Raw genomic sequence first — 23,140 nt, 5'->3', positions numbered from 1 at the left:
GGAGGAATATTATGCCAAATATAGAGTTACTTGAAAAATCAACTCCTGTTGCGCCTGTTCGCATTGCAGCACTTGCAGGATGTCAGGATCTCGCCAATGAGGTTGACAAGAAACTTGTAAAATTCCGTAAAGAACTTGTTGCCAAAAAGAAACCAAGCCAGATTCCACAGGGTTACAGCCTTCCATCTTTTCTGGTTGATTCCGAGATCATCCGTTTTGGTACCGGTGAGGGCAAAGGTCACATCAAAGAATCTGTTCGTGGTGCCGACCTTTTTATTATGGTAGATATCACCAATTACAGCCTTACCTACAAAGTGTGCGGACACGAGAACCACATGTCCCCGGATAATCATTTTCAGGATCTGAAACGTATCATCTCTGCTGCAACAGGCAAAGCACATCGAATCAATGTTATCATGCCGTTTCTGTATGAAGGTCGTCAGCACCGTCGTACCAAACGCGAATCCATGGACTGCGCACTGATGCTTCAGGAATTAAGGGATATGGGTGTTTCCAACTTCATCACTTTTGATGCGCATGACCCACGTGTTCAGAACGCAATTCCTCTGAATGGTTTCGACAACTTCTTCCCGACCTATCAGTTCCTGAAAGCTCTGGTAAAAGAAGTCAAAGATTTCAAACTGGACAATGACCATCTGATGATCATCAGCCCAGATGAAGGTGCTATGTCAAGAGCCGTATACTTTTCCAATATTCTTGGCGTAGATATGGGTATGTTCTACAAACGCCGCGACTACTCCACTGTTGTCAACGGCAAAAACCCGATCGTTGCTCACGAATTCCTCGGTGATTCCGTAGAGGGCAAAGATGTTGTTATCATTGATGACATGATCGCATCCGGAGAAAGTATGCTGGATGTTGCCAAACAGATCAAGGAACGAAAAGCCAAACGAGTATTTATCTGTACTACTTATGGTCTTTTCACAGAGGGACTTGCCAAATTTGATGAATATTATGAGAAGGGTTGGATTGACAGAGTCATCACCACAAACCTGAACTATCGTCTTCCGGAGCTCCTCACAAAAGAATATTATATTGAAGCAAACATGAGCAAATATCTTGCAAGTATCATCGATATCATCAACCATGATGTTTCAGTAGAAAAAGTTCGTTCCAACAACGAAAAGATTATGGAACTGATGGAAAAAGTCAATAAACGATAAACCAAAACGGGAGCTTCCTTTCACAGGAGCTCCCGCTTTTATTATAATGTATTTTATATATATTATTTTCTACGTATTCCAAGAAATGCTCCCAGATTTCCTCTTTTTCCATGTGATGCACGATGCGAAAAAAGGAACTCCGGGTTACAGCAGGTGCAGATTCCCGGCATGGAAATATGTTCTTCCTTTATTCCAGCTTCTAACATAATAAGCCTGTTTGCCTCCCAGAGGTTCAGCTGATATTTTCCGTTCTCTTTTATATAAAACAGTGAATCCCAGTACTTTTTTTCAAATGACTTCTGAAATTCCAGAATCACATCTTCACTCACTTCATAACATTTCTGACAGATAGAGGGCCCGATTGCACTGTAAATATCTTTTGGATCTGTTCCGTATTCCTCATTCATTTTCTCGACCGTTATTTTTCCGATCTTCGCAGCAGTTCCTCTCCACCCTGAATGCGACAGTCCGATTGCACGATGTACCGGATCCACAAAATACAACGGCACGCAGTCCGCATAAAATGTTGCCAGTACAAGTCCGGGAACATTTGTAACCATTCCATCTACATCCGTATACGGCCTTGGCTTCGTAATGCCGTTTCCTCTGTCTTCTTCTGTTATTACACGAACATTCGCAGTATGTGTCTGGTCAGAAGTCACGATATCTTCTGCCGAAAATCCCACTGCCTCTGCAAGCCTGCGATAATTTTCATAAACAGCCGCATCATCATCCCCTCTCGTAAAACTAAGGTTCATCGAAGAATAGATTCCCTGACTTACTCCGCCAAGTCTGGTGCTGAACGCATGTACGATATCCGGAAACTGTTCAAATGCCTGATAGCTCAGCCAGGTAACCCCTTTATTTTCTTTTATCCTCATATGAGGTTTTCCTTCCTCATACCATCTGATTTCTGTCATCTTCTGCTCCTTTATCATTCATCCACAATAATCAAATGCATTTTTGATCCATTGAATCTGTTCACCGTCAATCGCTACTACATCAAACCGACACGGCGGTTCTCCATAGCCATATCGCAGCAAAAAGAACTGTGCAGCCTGGCTGATACGCTTCTGTTTGCGATAATCTACTGCTGCAGATGCATATCCGCTTTCTTTATTGCTTCGATACTTCACTTCTACAAATACCAGATATTTTCCATCTCGAACGATCAGGTCAATTTCTCCGCTTTTGCAGCGAAAATTCTTTGTTACAATAAAAAGGCCCTGTTTTTTCAGAAAGGCAGCCGCCTCTTCTTCATGGCAGCTGCCTATTTTACGTTTATTAATGCTCAGATTTGTTCTCTCATTTCTTATTTATGTGTAGGTATCTTATGTAATTTATACGAAATGTGTAATAAAACTTGCCCTGTGGATCGGTGTTGGTCCATATTTCTGAAGAGCCGCAATATGTTCTGCAGAGCCATACCCTTTATTAGATGCAAAACCATATTCCGGCATAGTCTTGTCATATTCCACCATCAGACGGTCTCTCGTAACTTTTGCTACAATACTTGCAGCCGCAATAGATGCGCTCTTGGCATCTCCCTTAATGATCGGCACCTGCGGAATTTCAATTCCCGGAATCGTAACCGCATCATTCAGAAGAAGCTGCGGCATAACCGCAAGTTTACTTACCGCCTGTCGCATTGCCTCATAGGTTGCCTGCAGAATGTTGATTTCATCAATTCTTGCCGGACTTGCCATTCCCAGTCCTACTGCAACTGCTTCTCGCATGATCACATCATACAGTTCCTCTCTTTTATGTGCGGTCAGTTTCTTGGAATCATTCAGATACAGAATATGGTGATCTTTCGGAAGAATCACAGCGCAGGCTACTACCGGCCCTGCAAGCGGTCCTCTTCCCACTTCATCAATTCCACAGAGATATCCAAGATGCTCATATTTATGTTCAAACTGCATCATCTGCTCCATACGAAGCTTTTCTTTTTCCAGCGCATCCAGTTTTTTTCGATATTGCTGTACCAATTTCTGCACGCCGCTCCGAAGATCTGTTTCATACATCTGACAGATAGCATTCCAGTCCGCTTCCCGTGCTGCTGAAAACTCTTCTTTTATCTCACCGATCGTTTTCATTCACTTTTCTCCTGCTCTGCCCATTCCAGAGTCACACGTCCAATCTTACCACCACGGAAATCATCAAAGAGAAGTCCTGAAGCCTTTACATAATCCAGTTCTTCTCCCTTTTTGAGGCATCCACGTGCTCTGGCAATTTTCCCAAGGATTTCAACAGCCGTTCCTTCCTCCGAAATCCCATAACGTTTCTCAAGAAACCCACTGTAATTTGTTCTCAGATGTTCAATCAGCCAAAGTGCAAGTTCTTCCATATTCAGGATATCATCTTTGATCGAACCGACACAGGCCAGCCGGATTCCCACCTGCTGATCCTCAAATTTCGGCCAGAGAATTCCAGGTGTGTCCAGAAGCTCTACATTTTTGTTCAGGCGGATCCATTGTTTTCCCTTGGTCACACCAGGTCTGTTTCCGGTCTTTGCACATGCTTTTCCCGCAAATGTATTAATAAACGTAGATTTTCCAACATTCGGGATTCCAGCCACCATTGCACGGATTGGACGGTTTTTAATTCCACGGCGGCGGTCACGTTCAATTTTTTCCTTACAGGCCTCCTGTATAACATTCTGAATGGTCTTCATTCCAGAGCCATTTCTGGAATCCACTTTTACAACATGAAAACCTCTCTTCTGAAAATATTCTTTCCATGCTTCATTTTGTCTTTCATCCGCCAGATCTGCTTTGTTCAGAAGAATCAGTCTTGATTTATTCTGTCCAAGCTGGTCAATATCCGGATTTCTACTGGAAAGAGGCACTCTGGCATCTACCAGTTCTATAATCAGATCGATCAGTTTCAGATCTTCCTGCATTTGTCTTTTTGCCTTGGTCATATGACCAGGATACCACTGTACGTTCATATATTACCTACCCTTTCGTAAATCCCAGTTTTTCAAACGGAGAACATGTGAACCAGATTTTACCTACAATATATCTCTTGCGGACCATACCGATGTCTGCATAACGACTGTCCTCACTGTTATTTCTGTTATCTCCGAGGACAAAGTATTCTCCAGATTCAAGCGTAACCGCAGTTGCAGCAAGGCCTGGATTGGTTATCATTGGAAAATCTTTGCCTTCATTATATACCTCTCCATTGATCAGGATTCTTCCTCCTGTTATCTGTACTGTTTCTCCCGGCACCCCTATCACACGTCGGATATGAAGAGCCGCATCATCACTTGCACTTGTACGGAATACGATCATATCTCCCCTCTGCGGAGAAGAAAATTTATATACTGCTCTATTTATAAAAAAACGGTCTCCGACAGAAATCGTCGGTTCCATGGAGCTTTCCTGCATCGTAACTGTCTGAAACATCATGATCGCAACAACAGCTGCAAACACCAGTGTTACCATGATCTGAAATACCCAGCGCATGGAACTGCGGACTTTTTCATTTTCAAATTTTTCTTTTACTTCCTGTACTTTGGGATATTCTTTCCAGTTTTTTATTTCCATAATTATTCTCCCATAATGGAAAAAGAGGGACAATAGCTGTCGTTATTGTCCCTTCTTTTGAAACCTTTGAAATTTTCTTATCTAACGCGTTCTTTAACTTTAGCAGCTTTACCAACGCGGTCTCTCAGGTAGTTCAGCTTAGCACGGCGAACTTTACCCTGACGGATAACTTCTACTTTAACAACGTGTGGGGAGTGAATCGGCCATGTCTTCTCTACGCCAACACCATTGGAGCTCTTTCTTACTGTGAAAGTTTCTCTGGTGCTTCCACCCTGTCTTTTAAGAACTGTTCCCTCGAAGATCTGAATTCTCTCGCGGTTTCCTTCTTTAATCAGTGCGTGTACTCTTACTGTGTCACCTACACGGAATTCCGGTACTTCTGCTTTTAACTGAGCAGACTCGATGTTTTTAATGATGTCGTTCATTTTATTTTCTCCTATTCTTATCTGGATGTTCTTAATACATTGAACTGTAACAGAGGACCATCTTTTTTTACAACGCTATTGATTATACTATACATTCTGGTCCATTGCAAGCAGTTTTTTAGTTGTTTTCCGTGTTTTCTGCAGTCGTTGTATCCGTAGATGCGCTGTTATCCGCAGTAGTATCATCATTACTGCTAAGAAGCTGATTCAGTTCATCGATCATTTCTTCATCTTTCAGCCGGAATTTAACCTCCACTCGTCTGGAAGCATCCTTATCTACATTTCCGTTTGCATCAAGAACCGGATTTGCCATGGAATGCCCATTGACTGTGAGATATTTTTCCAGATTCTGTGACTGCGTGGCATCCAGAAAGTTTCCCTGAATGTCAAGAAGGTACTGAGCCACTGCCAGTGATCTCTGCTGGGAAAGCTGCAGGTTATAGCTGTAGTCACCATCTGTATCTGTATATCCATCAATGATGATCTCTGCAAGATATTTCATATAATCATCCTGAAGAAGTACCTTACAGTAAATCGGAAGGATCTGCTCCAGAGCCTGTTTACCGGCATCTGTCAGTTCTGCCTGATCATAGTCAAACATAACACTTGCTTCCAGTGTCAGCGCGCCAGTCTGTGCATCAATATCTACATTAATATTATTTTTGGAAAATTCATTTTTCAGTGCCTCAATTACGTCTGCCTTCACACCGATGATCTGGTCGATCTGCGCCTGCTGATCTTTTAACTGCGCGGTCTTTTCGTCCAATGCCGACTGCTGTGCATTCAGTGTAGATTCCTGCTCTTTCAGTTTGGCAGCGAGTGCTGCAAGCTGTTGTTCCTGCTCTGCAAGTTTTTCATCCTGGGTTTTTAACTGAGCATCCTGATTCTGCAGTGTCTCATCTTTTTTGTCCAGCGCATTCTGTTTATCCAGCAGTTCCTGTGTGTATTCTTCCTGAAGAGCGATTTTTTCATCTCTTTCCTGAAGACTTTCATTATAGCTTTTCTGCGCCTGAAAAAGAGTCACACACATAATCAGCACAAAAAGCAGAAGCACACCTGCCATCATATCGGAATAAGAACGCCAGACATTAAATCCATTGTTCTCTGATTTTTTCTTTCTGCGCATCTGTTTCTCCTCTTACCTAAACAAACCGAATTTGCCTTTCTGAACTCCTTTGGAAAGTTCTCTGATGTTTTTGGAGATTTCTTCCAGAAGTTCCTGCTGCATCTCGCTCTGTGTCTGCATGGTTTCCTGAAGCTTCTCAAGTGATTCTTTCTGTAAATTGCGTCCTGCTGTCAGCTGAACCCGGTCACTGCTTCCCGCTGCTGAAATGTCCGTCAGAAGACGACGAACCTGTTCCATTGTCTTACAGGATAACTTCTGATACTGAGCAAACTCCTGAAGTTTCTGATCAAATTCTTCTACTACCTGACGGTTTGCAGCCGCAACATCTGCATTGCTCTTTCCGGACGCAGAAATACGTTCCATTCCCTGTGCCGCAGCTTCAACATATTTCTGCATGGTCTGGTTACATGCAACCCAGAACTTGGCAGATGACATCTCTGCTTCTTTGAGATAATCTGCAAGATGCTGATAATCTGCCTGCTGCTGTTTCTGAATCGTCTGGTTGTCCAGCAGGATACGGTTCGCAGCCGTAATGTATTCTTTCTGAAGGCCAGTGGATTCTTCGATCATTTTTTTCATTGTCTGCTCATGCTCCACATATGCGTCACTGAGCTGTTTACTCATCGCCTGATACAGATTTGTCGTATAATTGGTATTATCTGTCTGTGCATCTTTCAGCTGTGTAAGTGCCTTTCCAAAATCTGCGAACTGTATTTCAAAAGATGTGTTCATCTCTTTCAGAAAAGCATCCAGAATTTCTTTAACTGCATCTTCCTGACATTTCGTCACAGAAGAGACCAGTGTATCCAAAGAGTCATTCATCTTCTTGAACGTCGGAGTAATGACTTTTTCAAAACTGTCTGCCATTTTTACAGAAAACTGTTCTGCCATCTGGTTCATGGCAGCAGTCTGATTCTTCTGACTTGCAACCAGAAGATTCATGGATTCTGTCTCTGCACTTGGCATCACATATGTATGGAATTTATCCAGAAACAGTTGAAGATTCTCTGTAAGAGCGGAATATTCGCTCTTCATTCCCGAAGTATAAACAATAGAAAATGCAATACCATAGATCGAAGTAAGGAACGCAACCTTAATACCATCTACCAGCGAAGAAACTGAACTGGTCATTGCTTCGTAGTTTGCCGGCTGAAAATCTTTGAGTCCCCATACCAGTCCCACGAATGTGCCAAGAATACCGATACTGGTAAAAAGGTCCGGTGCCATTTCCAGAAGTTTCTTGTGGATATGAAGATCCAGGTCTTCTTCATTGATATATTCCTCGATGTCCACAATTCCTTCCTGGCTCTTGGCAATCCCATCTGTAAATGCCTTCATTTTTGCATCCAGATAGTGGTTATGGAAAATCCCGTTCATGGATTCAATCTTGTCCGGAGCAACTCTTCCCGGCATCTTGAACATATCTTCCAGTTCCTGTGCCGCATCTCCAAGCGACTGTGCAAGTCTGTTCATCCGGAACATTCCTCCGAACAGTCCGACAACATAAACCACTGCTATAATACCAAGAAAAATAAAGTTATAGAGCAATACGCTCATCGCATTGTTTCCTACATAAAAAGTCATTCCAAGTGCTGCCGCAAGCACAGCCAGAAACAATACAACATTCACGATTTTTTTCTTCATAGCCGACCTCCTTAGAGTATTTTTGCCTGTTTTTATGATATCATATCATATTTTTGCGAACAAGCTGTTTTCTCCACTTTACCCGCCCTTCACAAAGAATTCATAAACACAAAAACAGACAGCTCCTGTAAAGGAACTGCCTGTCATCTGTTTCTTATGCATATACTTTATCATCTTCCAGAAGAACGGCCTGTCCGTCTGTCACCTCAACCACATTCACACTGCAGTTCGGGGGTACAAAACCATGCCAGAAATCCTCATGGTCTTTGTACACATTATGAAGGAGTGCCCTTACTGCACATCCATGAGATGCGATCAGGATCGTCTTGTCCTGAAGTTTTGGGTTATGGATGAGTTCCTCCCAGAACTCTTTTGTCCGTGCAAGAACATCCCTAATACTTTCACCATCCTTTGGGCGGTCAAAATTCCATGGATCTGTAAAAAACTTCTTCATCTGCGGATCCAGATATTCGCGTGCATCGTTCATGCACACAACGCCTTCCAGCACACCGAAATTAATTTCCCGGATCCTTATATCCTCTTTTACAGGTACTTTATGCGCCTGTTTTGCAAGAATTAATTCTGCAGTCTTTCTGGCTCTCACCAGCGGACTGGTAATGCAGAGATCAAAGAAAACATTTTTTAATGCTTCCCCTGTCTTCTCTGCAAGAAGGATTCCATTTTCAGCAAGCGGGATATCCGCCACGCCCTGTACCTTATGATGCCTATTCCACACGGTCTCGCCGTGTCTCACAATATATAATTTCATCAGCTTCTCAGCTCGATTCCCAGTGCTGTCAGACCATTCAGGATTTTCTTCATGGTCGCTGTGATTTCAGCCTCTTCCAGAGTTTTTTCATGATCACGGAATACAACAGAATAAGCCATGGATTTGTATCCTGGTTTGATCTGAGCACCCTCATAGATATCAAAGAGCTGATAAGACTCCAGGATCTTGCCGCCTCTCTGCTCCAGAACATCTTCGATCTGTCCTGCAAGAATATGTTTCGGAACAACCATACTTAAGTCACGGGTAACTGCCGGATATTTTGCAATTCCTGTAAATTTATGGTTGAATCCGCAGAATTCAAGGATATCCTGAATATCAATCACTGCAACATAAGTTCTCTCTCCGATTCCATAATTATCCGCAACAAGTGGATGCACTTCCCCGAGATATCCGACTACTTTGCCTTCATAGCTGATATTCGCCTGTCTGCCCGGGTGCAGATAAGTTTTGTTGCTGTCTGGTGTATAGTGAACTTTTTTCTTCATTCCGGATTTTTCGAAAAATTCTTCGATCACACCCTTCATATCAAAGAAATCGCCTGCTCCGTACATACCAAGTGTAAAGTGTGTTCTCTCATCTGGAAGCTCTGTCAGCGGAAGTGCCTTTGGCAGATATACTTTACCGATTTCATACAGACGGACTGCTTTATTTCTTCTGTTATAGTTTGTTGCCAGAGAAGAAAGCATACCATTCAGAGTCGTTGTACGCATGATACTGTAATCCTCGCCAAGCGGGTTACTGATCGTGATCACTTTACGGAGATCACTGTTCTCTGGAATGCGAAGTTTATCAAACACCTTCGGGCTTTCGAAAGAATATGTCATTCCTTCTGAGAATCCACAGTATTCAGCAATATCTCTTGCCACGTTCTCAATACGAAGTTTGAATGGAAGTTTACCTGTCGTAGCTTCTCCATTCGGAAGTGTGGTAGGAATCTTGTCATATCCAAAGAATCTTGCAACTTCCTCTGCAACATCTGCCATGCAATGGATATCCTGGCGGAAAGTAGGAGCTACGATCTCATTTGTTTCCGGATCAAGAGTAAGCTCTACTTTTGCAAGGTATGCAAGCATTTCTTCTTTTGTAAGATCTGTTCCCAGAAGTGCATTGATGCGTTCCGGCTCAAATGGTACTCTGGAAGGTTCTCTTACTTCATTGCAGATATCTACACATCCTCCTACAACTTCACCTGCTCCCAGTTCTTCCATCAGCTGGCATGCACGGTCAATTGCTGCTTTTGCATTATTCGGATCAAGCCCTTTTTCAAATTTACCGGATGCATCTGTACGAAGTCCGATTCTCTTGGAAGAAAGGCGAATGTTCGTTCCGTTGAAGCATGCTGCTTCAAAAAGTACTGTGTGTACATTATCAGTGATCATGGAGTTTTCTCCACCCATGATCCCGGCGATGCCGACTGCTTTCTTTCCGTCACAGATCATCAGAACCTGATCATCCATTTCACGTTCCTGGCCATCCAGTGTTACAAATTTTTCTCCGGCTTTTGCACGACGTACAACAATTTCTCTTCCTTCGATAGTATCCAGATCATATGCGTGCATTGGCTGACCGTATTCTTCCATAACATAGTTTGTGATATCAACAAGGTTGTTGATCGGGCGGATTCCGTTGGAAGCCAGACATCTCTGCATCCATTTCGGGGATGGTCCGATCTTGACGTTTTTGACAACTCTTGCTGTGTATCTCGGACAAAGTTCCGGATCTTCTACGGTTACTTTGACATAATCGGATGCTTTTTCATCATTTCCTGTCTCTTTGATTACAGGAGGAACGAATTTCTTATCAAAAGTAGCTGCTGCTTCTCTCGCGATTCCCAGCACACCATAGCAGTCTACACGGTTGGATGTGATCTCATATTCGATCACAACATCATCAAGACCGAGTGCTTTGATCGCACTCTCTCCTACAACCGCATCTTCCGGGAAAATATAGATACCGTATTCTGGTGCTTCCGGGTACATTTCTCTTGTGCTTCCAAGTTCTTCGATGGAGCACATCATACCGAAGGATTCTACACCTCTGAGTTTTCCTTTTTTGATTTTGATCCCACCAGGAGTCTTCTGTCCGTCATGTCCTCCGGCAACACGTCCGCCGTCCAGAACGACCGGTACTTTATCTCCTTCTTTGACATTCGGCGCACCTGTGACGATCTGTACAGTTTCTGTTCCGATGTTTACCTGGCAAATGATAAGTTTATCTGCATCAGGATGTTTTTCTATTTTTTCAATCTGTCCAATTACGATCTTGTCGAGATCTGCGTCCAGTTTTTCGAAGCCTTCCACTTTTGTTCCTGACAGTGTCATGGCATCTGTGTATTCCTGGGCTGTTACATCCAGATCCGGCACATACATTTTAATCCAGGACATTGATGTATTCATGTTTTATATCCACCTTTCGAATAAAGTTCATTTAAATTAATCAACCTGCACAGAAAGTAAATGCTCACTTCGTTCGCGCATCCTTTCTGCTGTGCAGAAATTTCGGAAATTCCCCGATATTCTATCAGGGAAGCTGTTCAATTCTGTTGAATTGAACTAGAATTGTTTCAAAAATCTGACGTCGTTCTCATAAAGAAGTCTCATATCATCGATCTCATATTTGAGAAGTGCAATACGCTCAAGGCCAACACCAAATGCGAATCCTGTGTATTCATCCGGATCGATACCGCACATTCTCAGTACGTTTGGATGCACCGTACCACATCCGAGGATTTCTATCCAACCAGAACCTTTACAGAAACGACATCCTTTACCACCACATTTGAAACAGGAAACATCTACCTCTGCACTTGGTTCTGTAAACGGGAAGTGATGCGGTCTGAATTTTGTCTTTGTCTCAGGTCCGAACAGTTCCTGTGCAAACTCCTGAAGAGTTCCTTTAAGATCTGCGAAAGTAATATTTTTATCGATGACCAGACCTTCGATCTGATGGAAGGACGGAGAATGTGTCGCATCTACTTCGTCTGAACGGAATACACGTCCCGGTGCGATCATACGGATCGGCAGATTGCCTTTTTCCATGGTACGTGCCTGTACCGGAGAAGTCTGAGAACGAAGAAGGATAGAATCATTGATAAAGAAAGTATCCTGTTCATCTCTTGCTGGATGATCTTCCGGAATATTCAGTTTTGTAAAGTTATAATCTGCATATTCTACTTCCGGACCTTCTACTACTTCATAGCCCATTCCGATAAAGATACGCTCTACTTCTTCCAGTGCAATGCTGTTCGGATGACGATGTCCGATCTTTGCTTTCTTTGCCGGAAGTGTAACATCGATCACTTCTGATTTCATTTTTTCTTCACGAAGAGCTTCTTCCAGTTTCTTTCTGGTCGCTTCCAGATGTTCTTCGATCTTTGCTCTTGTCTCATTTACCATCTGACCGACTTTTGGACGGTCTTCCGGAGCAACATCTTTCATACTTTTTAAGATTGCTGTCAATTCACCTTTTTTTCCAAGGTACGCAACTTTTACTTCGTTCAGTTTATCCGGACCATCTGATTCCTCGATCCGTTTTCTGGCTGCTTCTGCCAGTTCCTGAAGTCTTTCCTTCATATCCATGGTTTTACTCTCCTTTTTTTAACATAAAAAATCCGCCCCTGAAAAGGGACGGAATAATAACCGCGGTACCACCCTGTTTCCCGTGAACACTGATTCACAGGCACTTGAGTCATGCTTAACGCGCATCAACGTCACTTCCTACTGTATACTTTCAGAAATGAAGCTCTGGCGGGAAATTAAGATAATGTCTGAACTTAAGGGGGCTTACAGCCGATGACTCCCTCTCTCTGTAAGAAAACATTCTCCTGAAACGCCTTCACAGCTTATACCTTATAGTATCCACTCATTCTGCTGAGCAGTCACTTTCTTCTATTTACTATGCCACAGTGCCAAAAAACTGTCAAGAAGTTTTTTTATTCCCTGCCACAAAGACATCTGCGCCTGACGGAATTCTTTCTCGAAATATGCATTGATCTCAGCTCCATACAGAAGCAAATTCATACACACATACAGCCACAGCATAACCATGATCAATGCAGACAGACTGCCATACATATTGCTGAAATTCGGAAAGAATGTAAAATACAATGAAAAGAAATAGGAAAACAATGACCATGCAACTGCGATAATAAATGCCCCCGGTACCTGACTTTTCAGTGATGCCTTTCTGTTTGGAAGATATCTGTACAAAACGAGAAATACCAGAAACAACACAACAAACACCAGAAAGGTCTTTGCACTCAGCAGTCGTCCAAGCATTCTTCCAAGAAGAGGCGCATGAATGACGAGTGCCGCATGGATACGGTTACCCATAACCAGAAGAAGAAGGCTTATGATGATTGCGAGCACAAACAGAAACATATACAGCATAGAATACAATCTGTTTGTCAGCCAGTTTCGGGTTTCTTTTACATGATAGATCACATTGAGCCCCGCGATCAGTGACTGCATGCCTTTTCCCGATGACCACAATGCAAACAATCCGGAAATCGGTACAACTGCAGCGCTTTTGGTAAATACTTCTGCAATGATCTTAAGAACAAAATCCTGTAAATTCAATGGAACAAATCCCAGGATTGCCTGTCTGAGCATACGATATGTCAATGGTGTATACTGAACCAGTGCCGTAAGCACCAGCACAAAAGGAATAAACGACATGATCAAAAAATATGCCGCCTGTGCAGCGTAAGCACCAATATGGTCTTCCTGCATTCGTTTTACAAATCCCAGGATCAGGCCAACCGTACTTTTATCTGTTTTTTTTCCCATATTTTTTCTCCCGATAGTTACTACATTTCTGTCTATTTTACCATGAAATGTGTTCTGTGTCATCCCAGATTTTCTACCGTAATATTTCTGAAAAAATAGTCCAGTATTTCTCTGTAATCATACCCCTGCTCTGCCATCTTATCTGCTCCGGTCTGACTCATTCCGACACCATGTCCATATCCTTTTCCTCTGACCTGGAGATTTCCATTCTGCGTTCTCTCCAGTTCAAAATAAGCACTTGGAAGAAGACTTCCTCCTGCTGTTTCTGTTCCATCTTTTTCCGTGATCATACAATTTACAGGTGCCAGAAATTTACGAATCTCATATTCATTTTCTATTATGCAGGAATCTTTGTCTGACACAGCCTCGAGTGCTGTAGCTGCCCCGCTCTCACTGCGTCTGGTTACAGTAACCGATCTGAGTACTGTACCTTCCCCTTTCTCACGTATCCTGTCCTCCAGCATCTTCCACGGAAGTTCTACTATCCAGCTGCTCCATGGTTCTTCTTCATCAAATTTACACGGAACGCTCCTGAGATAAGGAGCTGCTTCATCGCTTCCCCATATCTCGTCTGTACTGGTCACACCTGCCGATGTGGAAAAATAATATGCCTCCACAGCTTCTCCATTCTGACACAGAATCTGTCCTTCCGTTTCTCTCACCGCTTCTGTCGCAGCTTTCTGTGGCTCCATATTCCCATATACCTGGAAGTCCACAGTATCATCTACGTCTGCTTCCAGTTCATGAAGACGTTGTTCCTGAATCTGTTTCCAGGCATATGTTCTTGCACACACAGCCTGTGCTTTCAGTGCCTCTTTTTCATAAGTTGCCGGCATCTCACTCGGGACTACTCTGGTCAGATATTTTTCAAGAAAAAGTTCATTTACTATTATCAGTCCTTCTTCTTTCGGAATAATTTCAATACTTCCGTCGTAGACCGGAGTTCCGGACTGCCTTTGTATGGACAGAATCCTGATTCCATCTTTTTGTGCAGGAATGCGGACCTTATCCCCCTGTTTTTTCACTTCTTCCGCCGTATATGTAATCTCTTTTCCATCATAAGATACTGTGATCTCCTGATGATATCTGGAGTTGAAATCCGTTGTTGTCAAAATGACACGTATCACCGGGTCTGCTGCTGATGCTTTCTCAGGCTGCATGCACCACATACCTGCCATCATTATGACGATCAGCACTTTCATCATCCGTTGCCTGCGACAATCATTATTCTTTTCTTCAAAACAAAAAAATCCGACTCTCTTCATACTGCATTATATGAAAAGAATCGGATTCATAACCACATTATTTATTTCTTCACAGAGAAACGATAGATTGTTTCGGAGTAATAACGCTCGCCCGCCTCCAGAATAGGAGAATGGAAATTTTCAACATTCACTGCATTCGGCTCAACCTGCGTCTCCAGACAGAATGCCTCACGTTTATTATAAACATGACCGTTTTTGCCATGTTCCTGATCAACAAAATTAGCAGCATAAAACTGTACACAAGGACAGTCGGTAAGTACATTCATCTGGATTCCAGTCTTCTCAGACCATGCCTCTGCGATTTCACGGATACTTGCTTTATTGTATCCATCCGTCACATAGTTATGGTCATATCCACCTGTGATCCTGAGCTGTTCAAAATCAGCCTCAATCTCATCCCCGATCTTGTGGGCCTTACGGAAATCCATCGGAGTTCCCTCTACCGCTGCATTCTCTCCCAGAGGAATAGATCCTTCACCAACCGGTGTATACTGTTCTGCATGAATCGTTAAATACTGATCCATCGCACTGCCGCTTCCTTCTCCTGCAAGGTTGAAATATGAATGATTTGTCATATTTGCTATTGTTGTCTGATCACAGACACCACCATAGACAATACGCAATTCGTTTTCTTCCGTCATTTCATATGTAACAGAAACATTAAATTCTCCCGGAAAACCATTCTCTCCATCCGGGCTGATCCTTGAAAAAGTAACTGCATTCTTGTCTTCGGAAATCTCTGAAGCTGTCCACATTTTTTTCTCAAATCCATCCGGACCGCTGTGAAGATTGTTCGCCCCCTCATTCGGTGTCAGGACTATTTCCTTACCGTCAAGTGTAAATCTGGACTGTGCAATGCGGTTTCCGCTTCTTCCGATCGTTGCCCCGAAAAAGCATCCATTGACCTCATATCCAGCCAGATCATCATATCCCAAAACAACGTCTGTAAGTCTGCCGTCTCTGTCCGGCACGCAAAGCTTTACAAGAATTGCACCAAACTGCAGAACCTCTGCGAACGCCCCTGATTTGTTTTCCAGATGATAGATCTGAACTTCTTCCCCCGATGGCAATGTACCAAATGTTCTCTGTGTTACCATGTTTCTTCCTCCAATACCTGAACTCTTATATTCCTTCAAAAAAAGAGCCATATCTCTATGACTCATTTCTTTTTTTACAGGTCCCGGAATGCCGTTCCCTTCCATTTGACGCCTAGCCGCAGCCAGGTTGGGTATCCGCAACTACAGATCTGCCTACCACAACGAGAGGTCTGACATCACTGCAGCGATGATAGGATTCCCTATTTGTCAATGTAGGTTCAAATTATGAAGGGGCCTCGCACATTCCAGGAGTTATCCCGTACGTTTTTTCTATCTTTATTTTACTCTATTGTATGTGATTTTTCAATACATAATACTGGAAAAAATATCAAGTTACTGTTCACTTCGTTCACAGCAACTTGGTCAAAATCCATTTCAAATCACCTGTGGTGATGGGATTTTGCCTCGCATGTCTCGGGATTTTGTCATTACTCATGACAAAACGCCTCGCGGGATACTACCTGTAAACAGTAACTGCAAATTTACGGTTACTGTTTATAAATCATTTGATTCCGAGGATTTTCTTTACAGTGTCCGGCATATCCGGGGCATCAACAACCGTATCATGCAGTACCGGTGCTGTACGGATTTCTTCTACTGCCTTCGGCACTTTAACACCGGAAATTTCTGAAAGTCTGTCTGCCAGTGCAAAATCATCCATATCTTCTGTATTTTCTGCAACTGCATCCATGACACTTCTCGTAAATTTGTACGGACTTGCTGTAGATGCAATTACGGTTGGCGTATGGTCATCCGTATCTGCAAGATATTTCTTATAAACACCTGCCGCAACCGCCGTATGAGGATCGATCACATAATCACTGCTCTTGTATGTTGCATGAATAGCTTCATTTGTTTCCTCTTCACTGCAGTAATTACCATAGAAATCAGCAAGACCTTTTTTCATATCCTCTGTGATCGTATATTCTCCGCCATCACTTAAAGCCTGCATCAGTTCTGCACATTTCTGTGCATCTTCGCCAGTAAGACGATAGATCAGACGTTCCAGATTGCTGGAAATCAGAATATCCATGGATGGAGAAGTTGTCAGAATAAAATCTCTCTTTCTGTCGTAGGTTCCTGTACGGAAGAAGTCAAACAGAACTTTATTCTCATTGGACGCACAGATCAGTTTATTGATTGGAAGTCCCATCTGTTTTGCATAATATGCTGCAAGAATATTACCAAAGTTTCCTGTCGGTACAACTACATTGATCTTTTCACCGGCTTTAACTGTTCCATTTCCAACAAGTCTTGAATATGCGTATACGTAATATACGATCTGTGGCACCAGTCTTCCGATATTGATAGAGTTTGCAGATGAAAACTGGAAGCCCGCCGCATTAAGTTCTGCAGACAGTTCACGATCATTGAACATTTTCTTAACTGCTGTCTGGGCATCATCGAAGTTTCCTGTGATTCCTACTACATAAGTATTATCACCTTTCTGTGTAACCATCTGTTTTTCCTGAATCGGACTTACTCCGTGTTTCGGATAGAATACGATGATCTTTGTACCCGGTACATCTGCAAAACCTGCCAGAGCAGCTTTACCTGTATCTCCGGATGTAGCAGTAAGAATCACAATGTCATTGCTGACCTGATTCTTTCTGGCTGCTGTCGTCATCAGATGTGGGAGGATAGAAAGTGCCATATCCTTGAATGCAATCGTTGCGCCGTGGAAAAGTTCCAGGAAATATTCACCATCTGCCTCATGAAGCGGTGCAATCTCTTTTGTGTCAAATTTTTCATCATATGCATTCGCAATACAGTTTTTCAGTTCATCTTCTGTAAAATCTGTAAGGAAACGACTCATAACTTCATATGCAGTCTCCTGATATGTCATCTGTGCAAGCTTCTCTACCGGCACATCCAGCTTCGGAATCTCAGTCGGGACAAACAGTCCTCCATCTTCAGAAAGTCCTTTTAAAATTGCCAGGGAAGCAGTTACTGTCTCACCTTTTCCTCTTGTGCTTTTATATAATACCTGCATGTATCCTTCCTTCCTTTCTTGGGGTTTTCTTAGGTTTTACTCACATTTTGCCTGCAGTCACCATTTTGCGTCATAGTATACCACGTTACCGTGTAAAATTCCATACCCAATTATACAAAAATCCCGAAGGAACTTTCTGATCCTTCGGGCTCTTTATAAATATCTAAACAATAACATAATTTTGAAGTTGCTTACATCTGCTACTGTTGTGCAGCCTCCGGATAAGTGTAAAATTCATGTACACCGTGCTTGAATAATTTTTTAAGATTTTTGTCAAACCACTGAATATTATTCTTCGCTGCCGCAGATCTCTGGATAAAGAACAGTGCTCCATCTGAATAATCCACGCCTTCCAGTGCCTGTTTCACTGCTTCTTTCGTCTCATCCGACGGAACTACTTCCGAAATCCTTCCATCCGCGATTGGAGAAAACTGTGCCACACCATCTATGTACTGCCAGATAACATCTGTTGCATTGTCCGGAAATTCCGGATATTTCACACGATTCATGATAACATTTGCAACCAGGATCCTTCCCTTCAGATCTTCTGTGCCCGCTTCTGCCTCTACAATCTGAAGTAGATTCTCATAATCCTCATCCGACATCAGTTTTGCGGAAGACGATGCAGAAACAACTTTTGCATCAAATGTATCCACAGTCGTCGCCATAGATTCACTGACATTCATTTCTACGGCACTGCTTGTAACTTTTCGCACACGCTGACCAACAATTACGTCATCGCAGGAAATTCCGATACGGTTTACGGTCGAACCTGCTGCCGGCGTTGCATTGACTCCGGAAACCACACCCGCAATCCCTGACGGAAGGTCATAATCCGCATCTTCACTGTACAGGCTGCTGCTTTCGTTCTCTGAAGCGGCATATACTTTATGTTTCTCAGTTCCTGCCAGCTTGCATCCACCTGTTACGGCGATCACTGTCAGGGCACAGACACTCAGAGAAACAAAGCTATGAAAAGACGAATTGTGTTCTCTGCCGCTTTTATCCTTATCGTTATGGGTTCCTGTCAATCTTGTTTTTCTCATACTTAAACATTCCTTGCATTTTCATTATGTCTTTTTTTCATAATTTATTTTTTTGTAACATTTCTGTAATGCATAAGCAAATTATATTTAATATGCGTAGATATGTCAAGTAATTTTTTCCAGTACTGTTTTTACTGACAGGAATATTATAGCTTTTTGCCATCTTTTCAGTCAAGAAAATTCGTTCGACCGTTTTCCACTGTGAGCGTTCTTTCTCGACAGAAACTATATTTTATCCTGTATAACGAAGCGCCTCGATTGATATGTTAATATTATATATATTATTTTTATTTTATTTAATATTTTTATTGAAATTATCCAAAAATTGTACTATGATAGAGACAAATAAAAAATGTATATTTCGAGAGGAGGAACCTGTATGAATAAACGTATTATCACAATCAATCGTATGTATGGAAGCAATGGACGAATCATCGGAAAAGCCCTTGCTAATGAAATGGGAATTGGTTTTTATGACAGGGAACTGATCGAAATGGCCAGCAATAAGAAAAATGTTCCTCTCGATCAGTTTGCAGAAGTTGATGAAAAGCGTCCGAGCCCGTGGGGATTTCCAATTGACAGCGAACTTCAGATTGGGGTCGATCGCTACCCTATTCCGATGAATGACGTTCTTTTTGGTATTCAAAGAGAGATCATTCTTTCGCTGAGTGACAGAGAAGATTGTGTCATTGTCGGCCGGTGTGCAAATCACATTCTGACAGGCGATGATACACTCCATATTTTTATCTATGCGCCATTTGAAACGCGTGTAAAAACCATCATGGAACGTCTTGACCGTGAAGAAAAGAGTGCACGGAAACTGGTAAAAAGGATGGATAAAGAACGTCGTGCTTATTATGAATTCTTTACCGATCAGAAATGGATGGACATGGGACAGTACGATCTGTGTATCGACAGCAGTAAATTCAGCCAGGATGCAATTATACAGATTATCAAGGAGGCCGCTGCGAAGAAATAGCAAAGTGGGGGAACGCACATTCCCCCACTTGTTTTATTTAGAGATATATTCTTTCAGGAATTCGTAGATCTGGTTTTCGGTTGGTGGACAGCCTTCTGTGTGGTGTTTGAAGTTTCTGGTGCAGTTACCGACGCCGAGTTCGCCTGTCTTTCCTCTATATCCCTGGCCGATACAGATTTTTTCGTGAAGTTTTTCGAGGAGTCCCTCCTGTTTCAGCATATCAAGTGCCGGAATGAGATAGCCATAACATGCGCTGCAGGAATCAACTTCTTCTACCGCATCTGCCACTTCTACCACTTTTCGTCTCTCTGGAATGTTCTGCTGAATGTCTTCTCCCAGTACACGAATATCTGCTTTAGTAATATCAGAACAACCTACACCAAGCTCACTCGCAAGTTTTACATATGGAACATCAGATACTTTGTAATGGAGCTGCTGACAGACATACGCATCTACCAGCACCGGGTCCATGGCAGTCCAGATACGGTTCATCACCACCGGATTTCCACCATCCTCAAAATCCAGGTCACCACAAATATTGTCAACTACAATAAAATCCTGATGGATACCAACATTTAAGTGCGCGATCGGTTTGTGTAGTCCCATAGAGTGAAAATGGCGTTTTTCTGTGTTCGGAATCAATCCCTTCATATTCTTAAGGGCACAGGTAATCTTTGTCTGACAATGTCCTTTCATGACTGGCACATTGATCAGGAAATCTACTTTTTTCACGCTCTCACAGATTTTCAGTTCCAGACCGTAGCAGTCTTTTGTATAGCTTTTGTCTTTCTGCGTATCATAAAACTCCACATCATAGTCCTCACAAAGCTGCCGGTAACCGCACACTTCGAATGCATCTGCAGTACGGTCGCCTACCCAGGAACCCTCGAGGATCATACTGTTTTTGAAACCGTTTTCTTTCAGATATTCCAGGATTCCCGCCACGATTTCCGGATGTGTTGTTCCTCCATTTGCCGGATCTGATGGGGATACCAGGTTGGGTTTGATACCTACCATTTTATTCTTATCACCAATCAGTTCTGCGAGATTGCTCTCTTCCAGAAGTTCCCTGGTCATTTTTTTGTATTTTGTACCAGTTTTTATAAAAATCTGATTTTTTTCCATAAGCGATCCTCCTGTTTCTTATATATCATAGATATAAATTCTCTTTTTACAGGATAACGCATTTAAACGAAATGTTCCAGTTAATTATTTTAAGAGCGGAATTAGTTTTTCTTCTAAAGTATCCAAAAATCAATGTTTATAGTGTCTCAAAACTCCTTCTTCTCCATAATCCTCTCGCTGGCCTTCACGGACACGGCCAGACAAATCATCATAACTACAATCAGTCCAACCGCTATCTGCCATCCGGAAAGGGTATTCAGAAACCGCAAGCCTTTCCCAAAGCTCTTCTGATACACATCATATAGTTCCTTACATGCAGCAGCCACCAGAAAGATTACTACTACCACCGCCACCATAACAATCCTGCTTTTCTCGGCTTCGTATTTCAAGCGAAGCGGAATCATTCCGCAAAGTATTATACAGGAAATAACGAGTGCAGTGCCTGCGCTTATCAAAAGGTCCTCTGCTTCCTGTTTTCCGGAAATCTGTATTCTTATCATCCCCAAAAGCAGGCTGATAACACTGACCAGTACTGCAAAACCAAAGCTGAGCAGATACTTTGACTGTACATATTGCTTTTTTGTGACCGGCAATGTCATTAGAAATTTCATTCCATGATGGTAACCATCATAGGAAATTGTTCCGACAGAGACACTAATACTCACAAAGATCGCATAAGCTACAAAAAATGTACTTCCGTTCTCCTGTGCAACCAGATAAATAATGCCTATCAGAAAAACTGCCAGATACATTTTCATATTTATTTTAATCAATTCCAGATCCTTCATCAATAATCCCCTCATAACAGTTCTCCCTTCACCAGCATGGAAATGACTTCATCTACACTTCCTTTTTCGACTATGATCCCCGGATAATTTTCCAGATAATAATTCTTCTGGTTTGTCAGACAGCTATAGCCGAAGGACTCTTTTCTCACACGCAGAAGATATTCTTTGTCAAGGGCTTCGTATTCCTGCTCTGATACCTTGAGGAATCCATATTCCTCAAGAATACGGTCCGTTTCTTCGTGAAGGACGATTTTGCCTTCATGGATCATATACAGGTCATCACAGAAATGTTCCAGATCACCGGAAATATGAGAGCTAATCACAATAGATCGTCCCGGGATCTCCATATATTCCCGCAGCAGATCAAGGATTTCTTCTCTTGCAACCACATCCAGCCCCGCCGTTGGCTCGTCAAGAATCAGTAATCTGCTGTCGTGGCTGAGTGCAAGAAGTACATTCAGCTTTGCTTTCATTCCGGTAGAAAACTCCTTGATCTGTTTATTCAGCGGAATCTTAAATCTCTCACATCTTCCACGAAACTCTTCTTCCTGAAAATCCGGATAAAAACGGCTCATGATTGGAATAAGCTGCTGTACTTTCAAATATTCGGAAAATCCGCTGTCGGAGAATGCGGCTCCAATCTTCTGTTTATCCTCTGCACCCATTTCCGCAGCATTTCTTCCAAATATCTCCACATTTCCTTCATCCGGACGGATAAGTCCAAGCATCAGTTTAAATGTCGTACTCTTTCCCGCTCCATTCGCCCCGATCAATCCGGTCACCTGATTCTCTGGAATCTCCATATTCAGTTCCAGTGCAAAACTGCCATATTTCTTCATTACACGATCCAGTTGTACTAACATACCTCATCCTCCATTATGATCTCAAATGACTCCCGGATTTCTTTCGCCGTCAATCCCCCGGTACGGGCTTTCTGTACAGCAGCTTCCAGTTCTTTCTCCAATTCCTTGCGCCGCTCTTCCATCAGAAGCTCCTGATTTGCTGCCGCAATAAAGCTTCCCTTTCCATGGACAGTCACAATCAATCCTTCTTCTTCCAAATTGTCATAGGCTTTTTTTACTGTCAGCGCACTGATCTTCAGCTCTCTTGAAAGTGCCCTCACCGATGGAAGCGCATCTCCGGCCGTCATTCTTCCTTCAATCACTTCTGCCTTGATCTGTGCTACAATCTGCTCATAGATTGGTTCCATGGAAGTATGATTTATAATAAGGTTCAACTTCATCCCTCCTTCTGCAAACAGTATATAACAGTGTATCACTGTTGTCAACTGTTATATACTGTTTATCTGCATTGTTTATTCATATCATTTCTTTATTTCA

Annotated in this window: 22 protein-coding genes and 1 other annotated feature; of the genes, 2 read left to right on the top strand and 20 right to left on the bottom strand. The window is 42.5% G+C overall.

The window, feature by feature from the left end:
• The first annotated feature begins 11 nt into the window (after positions 1–11).
• Complete coding sequence (locus LI112_RS11955) at positions 12–1,184, top strand: ribose-phosphate pyrophosphokinase (RefSeq protein ID WP_005425011.1); 1,173 nt, start codon at positions 12–14, stop codon at positions 1,182–1,184.
• A gap of 62 nt (positions 1,185–1,246) precedes the next feature.
• Here the strand turns inward: LI112_RS11955 and pgeF are convergent, their stop codons facing one another.
• The 16 genes from pgeF to LI112_RS11875 form a co-directional block, all read right to left on the bottom strand.
• Positions 1,247–2,104 carry a peptidoglycan editing factor PgeF gene (gene pgeF / locus LI112_RS11950; RefSeq protein WP_227190783.1) on the bottom strand — a complete coding sequence of 286 codons (858 nt, stop codon included), beginning with the start codon at positions 2,102–2,104 and terminating at the stop codon, positions 1,247–1,249.
• A gap of 18 nt (positions 2,105–2,122) precedes the next feature.
• Positions 2,123–2,473: a YraN family protein gene (locus tag LI112_RS11945; RefSeq protein ID WP_081019385.1), complete on the bottom strand. Its 351-nt coding sequence runs from the start codon at positions 2,471–2,473 to the stop codon at positions 2,123–2,125.
• Positions 2,474–2,524: 51 nt separating this feature from the next.
• Positions 2,525–3,280 (bottom strand): ribonuclease HII, encoded by a 756-nt coding sequence (locus LI112_RS11940; protein ID WP_118393032.1) that lies wholly within the window; start codon positions 3,278–3,280, stop codon positions 2,525–2,527.
• Positions 3,277–4,134: a ribosome biogenesis GTPase YlqF gene (ylqF, locus tag LI112_RS11935; RefSeq protein WP_227190782.1), complete on the bottom strand. Its 858-nt coding sequence runs from the start codon at positions 4,132–4,134 to the stop codon at positions 3,277–3,279. The genes LI112_RS11940 and ylqF overlap by 4 nt, the downstream gene beginning before the upstream one ends.
• Positions 4,135–4,141: 7 nt before the next feature.
• Positions 4,142–4,735: a signal peptidase I gene (gene lepB, locus LI112_RS11930; protein WP_227190781.1), complete on the bottom strand. Its 594-nt coding sequence runs from the start codon at positions 4,733–4,735 to the stop codon at positions 4,142–4,144.
• A 77-nt stretch (positions 4,736–4,812) separates the two neighbouring features.
• Positions 4,813–5,160, bottom strand: a complete 348-nt coding sequence (gene rplS, locus LI112_RS11925; RefSeq protein WP_005425019.1) for a 50S ribosomal protein L19 — start codon at positions 5,158–5,160, stop codon at positions 4,813–4,815.
• A gap of 118 nt (positions 5,161–5,278) precedes the next feature.
• Positions 5,279–6,286, bottom strand: coding sequence for an OmpA family protein (locus LI112_RS11920; protein WP_055055599.1), 1,008 nt, complete (start codon positions 6,284–6,286; stop codon positions 5,279–5,281).
• Between the two features lie 12 nt (positions 6,287–6,298).
• Entirely contained in the window at positions 6,299–7,930 is a 1,632-nt protein-coding gene (locus tag LI112_RS11915; protein WP_227190780.1) for a MotA/TolQ/ExbB proton channel family protein, read from the bottom strand.
• Positions 7,931–8,084: 154 nt separating this feature from the next.
• Complete coding sequence (locus tag LI112_RS11910) at positions 8,085–8,699, bottom strand: histidine phosphatase family protein (protein ID WP_227190779.1); 615 nt, start codon at positions 8,697–8,699, stop codon at positions 8,085–8,087.
• Positions 8,699–11,116: a phenylalanine--tRNA ligase subunit beta gene (pheT, locus tag LI112_RS11905; protein WP_144369649.1), complete on the bottom strand. Its 2,418-nt coding sequence runs from the start codon at positions 11,114–11,116 to the stop codon at positions 8,699–8,701. Before pheT ends, LI112_RS11910 begins: the two co-directional genes overlap by 1 nt.
• A 156-nt stretch (positions 11,117–11,272) precedes the next feature.
• Positions 11,273–12,292: a phenylalanine--tRNA ligase subunit alpha gene (gene pheS / locus LI112_RS11900; protein ID WP_044925703.1), complete on the bottom strand. Its 1,020-nt coding sequence runs from the start codon at positions 12,290–12,292 to the stop codon at positions 11,273–11,275.
• 47 nt (positions 12,293–12,339) lie between these two features.
• Positions 12,340–12,567 (bottom strand) — a binding site (T-box leader).
• A 40-nt stretch (positions 12,568–12,607) separates the two neighbouring features.
• Positions 12,608–13,507, bottom strand: a complete 900-nt coding sequence (locus tag LI112_RS11895) for a YihY/virulence factor BrkB family protein (RefSeq protein ID WP_227190778.1) — start codon at positions 13,505–13,507, stop codon at positions 12,608–12,610.
• Between the two features lie 59 nt (positions 13,508–13,566).
• Positions 13,567–14,712, bottom strand: coding sequence for a SpoIID/LytB domain-containing protein (locus tag LI112_RS11890; protein ID WP_227190777.1), 1,146 nt, complete (start codon positions 14,710–14,712; stop codon positions 13,567–13,569).
• Positions 14,713–14,813: 101 nt separating this feature from the next.
• Positions 14,814–15,869, bottom strand: coding sequence for an aldose epimerase family protein (locus LI112_RS11885; protein WP_044925707.1), 1,056 nt, complete (start codon positions 15,867–15,869; stop codon positions 14,814–14,816).
• 502 nt (positions 15,870–16,371) lie between these two features.
• Positions 16,372–17,862, bottom strand: a complete 1,491-nt coding sequence (thrC, locus tag LI112_RS11880) for a threonine synthase (RefSeq protein ID WP_227190776.1) — start codon at positions 17,860–17,862, stop codon at positions 16,372–16,374.
• A 200-nt stretch (positions 17,863–18,062) separates the two neighbouring features.
• Positions 18,063–18,908, bottom strand: a complete 846-nt coding sequence (locus LI112_RS11875; RefSeq protein ID WP_005425050.1) for a cell wall hydrolase — start codon at positions 18,906–18,908, stop codon at positions 18,063–18,065.
• A gap of 379 nt (positions 18,909–19,287) precedes the next feature.
• On the opposite strand from LI112_RS11875, the gene LI112_RS11870 reads away from it, so the two are divergent.
• Positions 19,288–19,887 (top strand): AAA family ATPase, encoded by a 600-nt coding sequence (locus tag LI112_RS11870; protein ID WP_118031312.1) that lies wholly within the window; start codon positions 19,288–19,290, stop codon positions 19,885–19,887.
• A gap of 33 nt (positions 19,888–19,920) precedes the next feature.
• On the opposite strand, the gene LI112_RS11865 is transcribed toward LI112_RS11870, so the two are convergent.
• The 4 genes from LI112_RS11865 to LI112_RS11850 form a co-directional block, all read right to left on the bottom strand.
• Positions 19,921–21,012, bottom strand: a complete 1,092-nt coding sequence (locus LI112_RS11865) for a DUF362 domain-containing protein (RefSeq protein WP_173899455.1) — start codon at positions 21,010–21,012, stop codon at positions 19,921–19,923.
• Between the two features lie 146 nt (positions 21,013–21,158).
• Positions 21,159–21,815, bottom strand: coding sequence for an ABC-2 transporter permease (locus LI112_RS11860; protein WP_005425061.1), 657 nt, complete (start codon positions 21,813–21,815; stop codon positions 21,159–21,161).
• Positions 21,812–22,663 (bottom strand): ABC transporter ATP-binding protein, encoded by an 852-nt coding sequence (locus LI112_RS11855; protein ID WP_005425063.1) that lies wholly within the window; start codon positions 22,661–22,663, stop codon positions 21,812–21,814. Before LI112_RS11855 ends, LI112_RS11860 begins: the two co-directional genes overlap by 4 nt.
• Entirely contained in the window at positions 22,657–23,037 is a 381-nt protein-coding gene (locus LI112_RS11850; RefSeq protein ID WP_022388076.1) for a GntR family transcriptional regulator, read from the bottom strand. Before LI112_RS11850 ends, LI112_RS11855 begins: the two co-directional genes overlap by 7 nt.
• Positions 23,038–23,140: the final 103 nt, after the last annotated feature.

The sequence above is a fragment of the Blautia sp. 210820-DFI.6.14 genome (assembly GCF_020558815.1).
Taxonomy (GTDB): domain Bacteria; phylum Bacillota; class Clostridia; order Lachnospirales; family Lachnospiraceae; genus Blautia_A; species Blautia_A obeum.
This window is presented reverse-complemented; position numbering and strand designations above follow the sequence as displayed.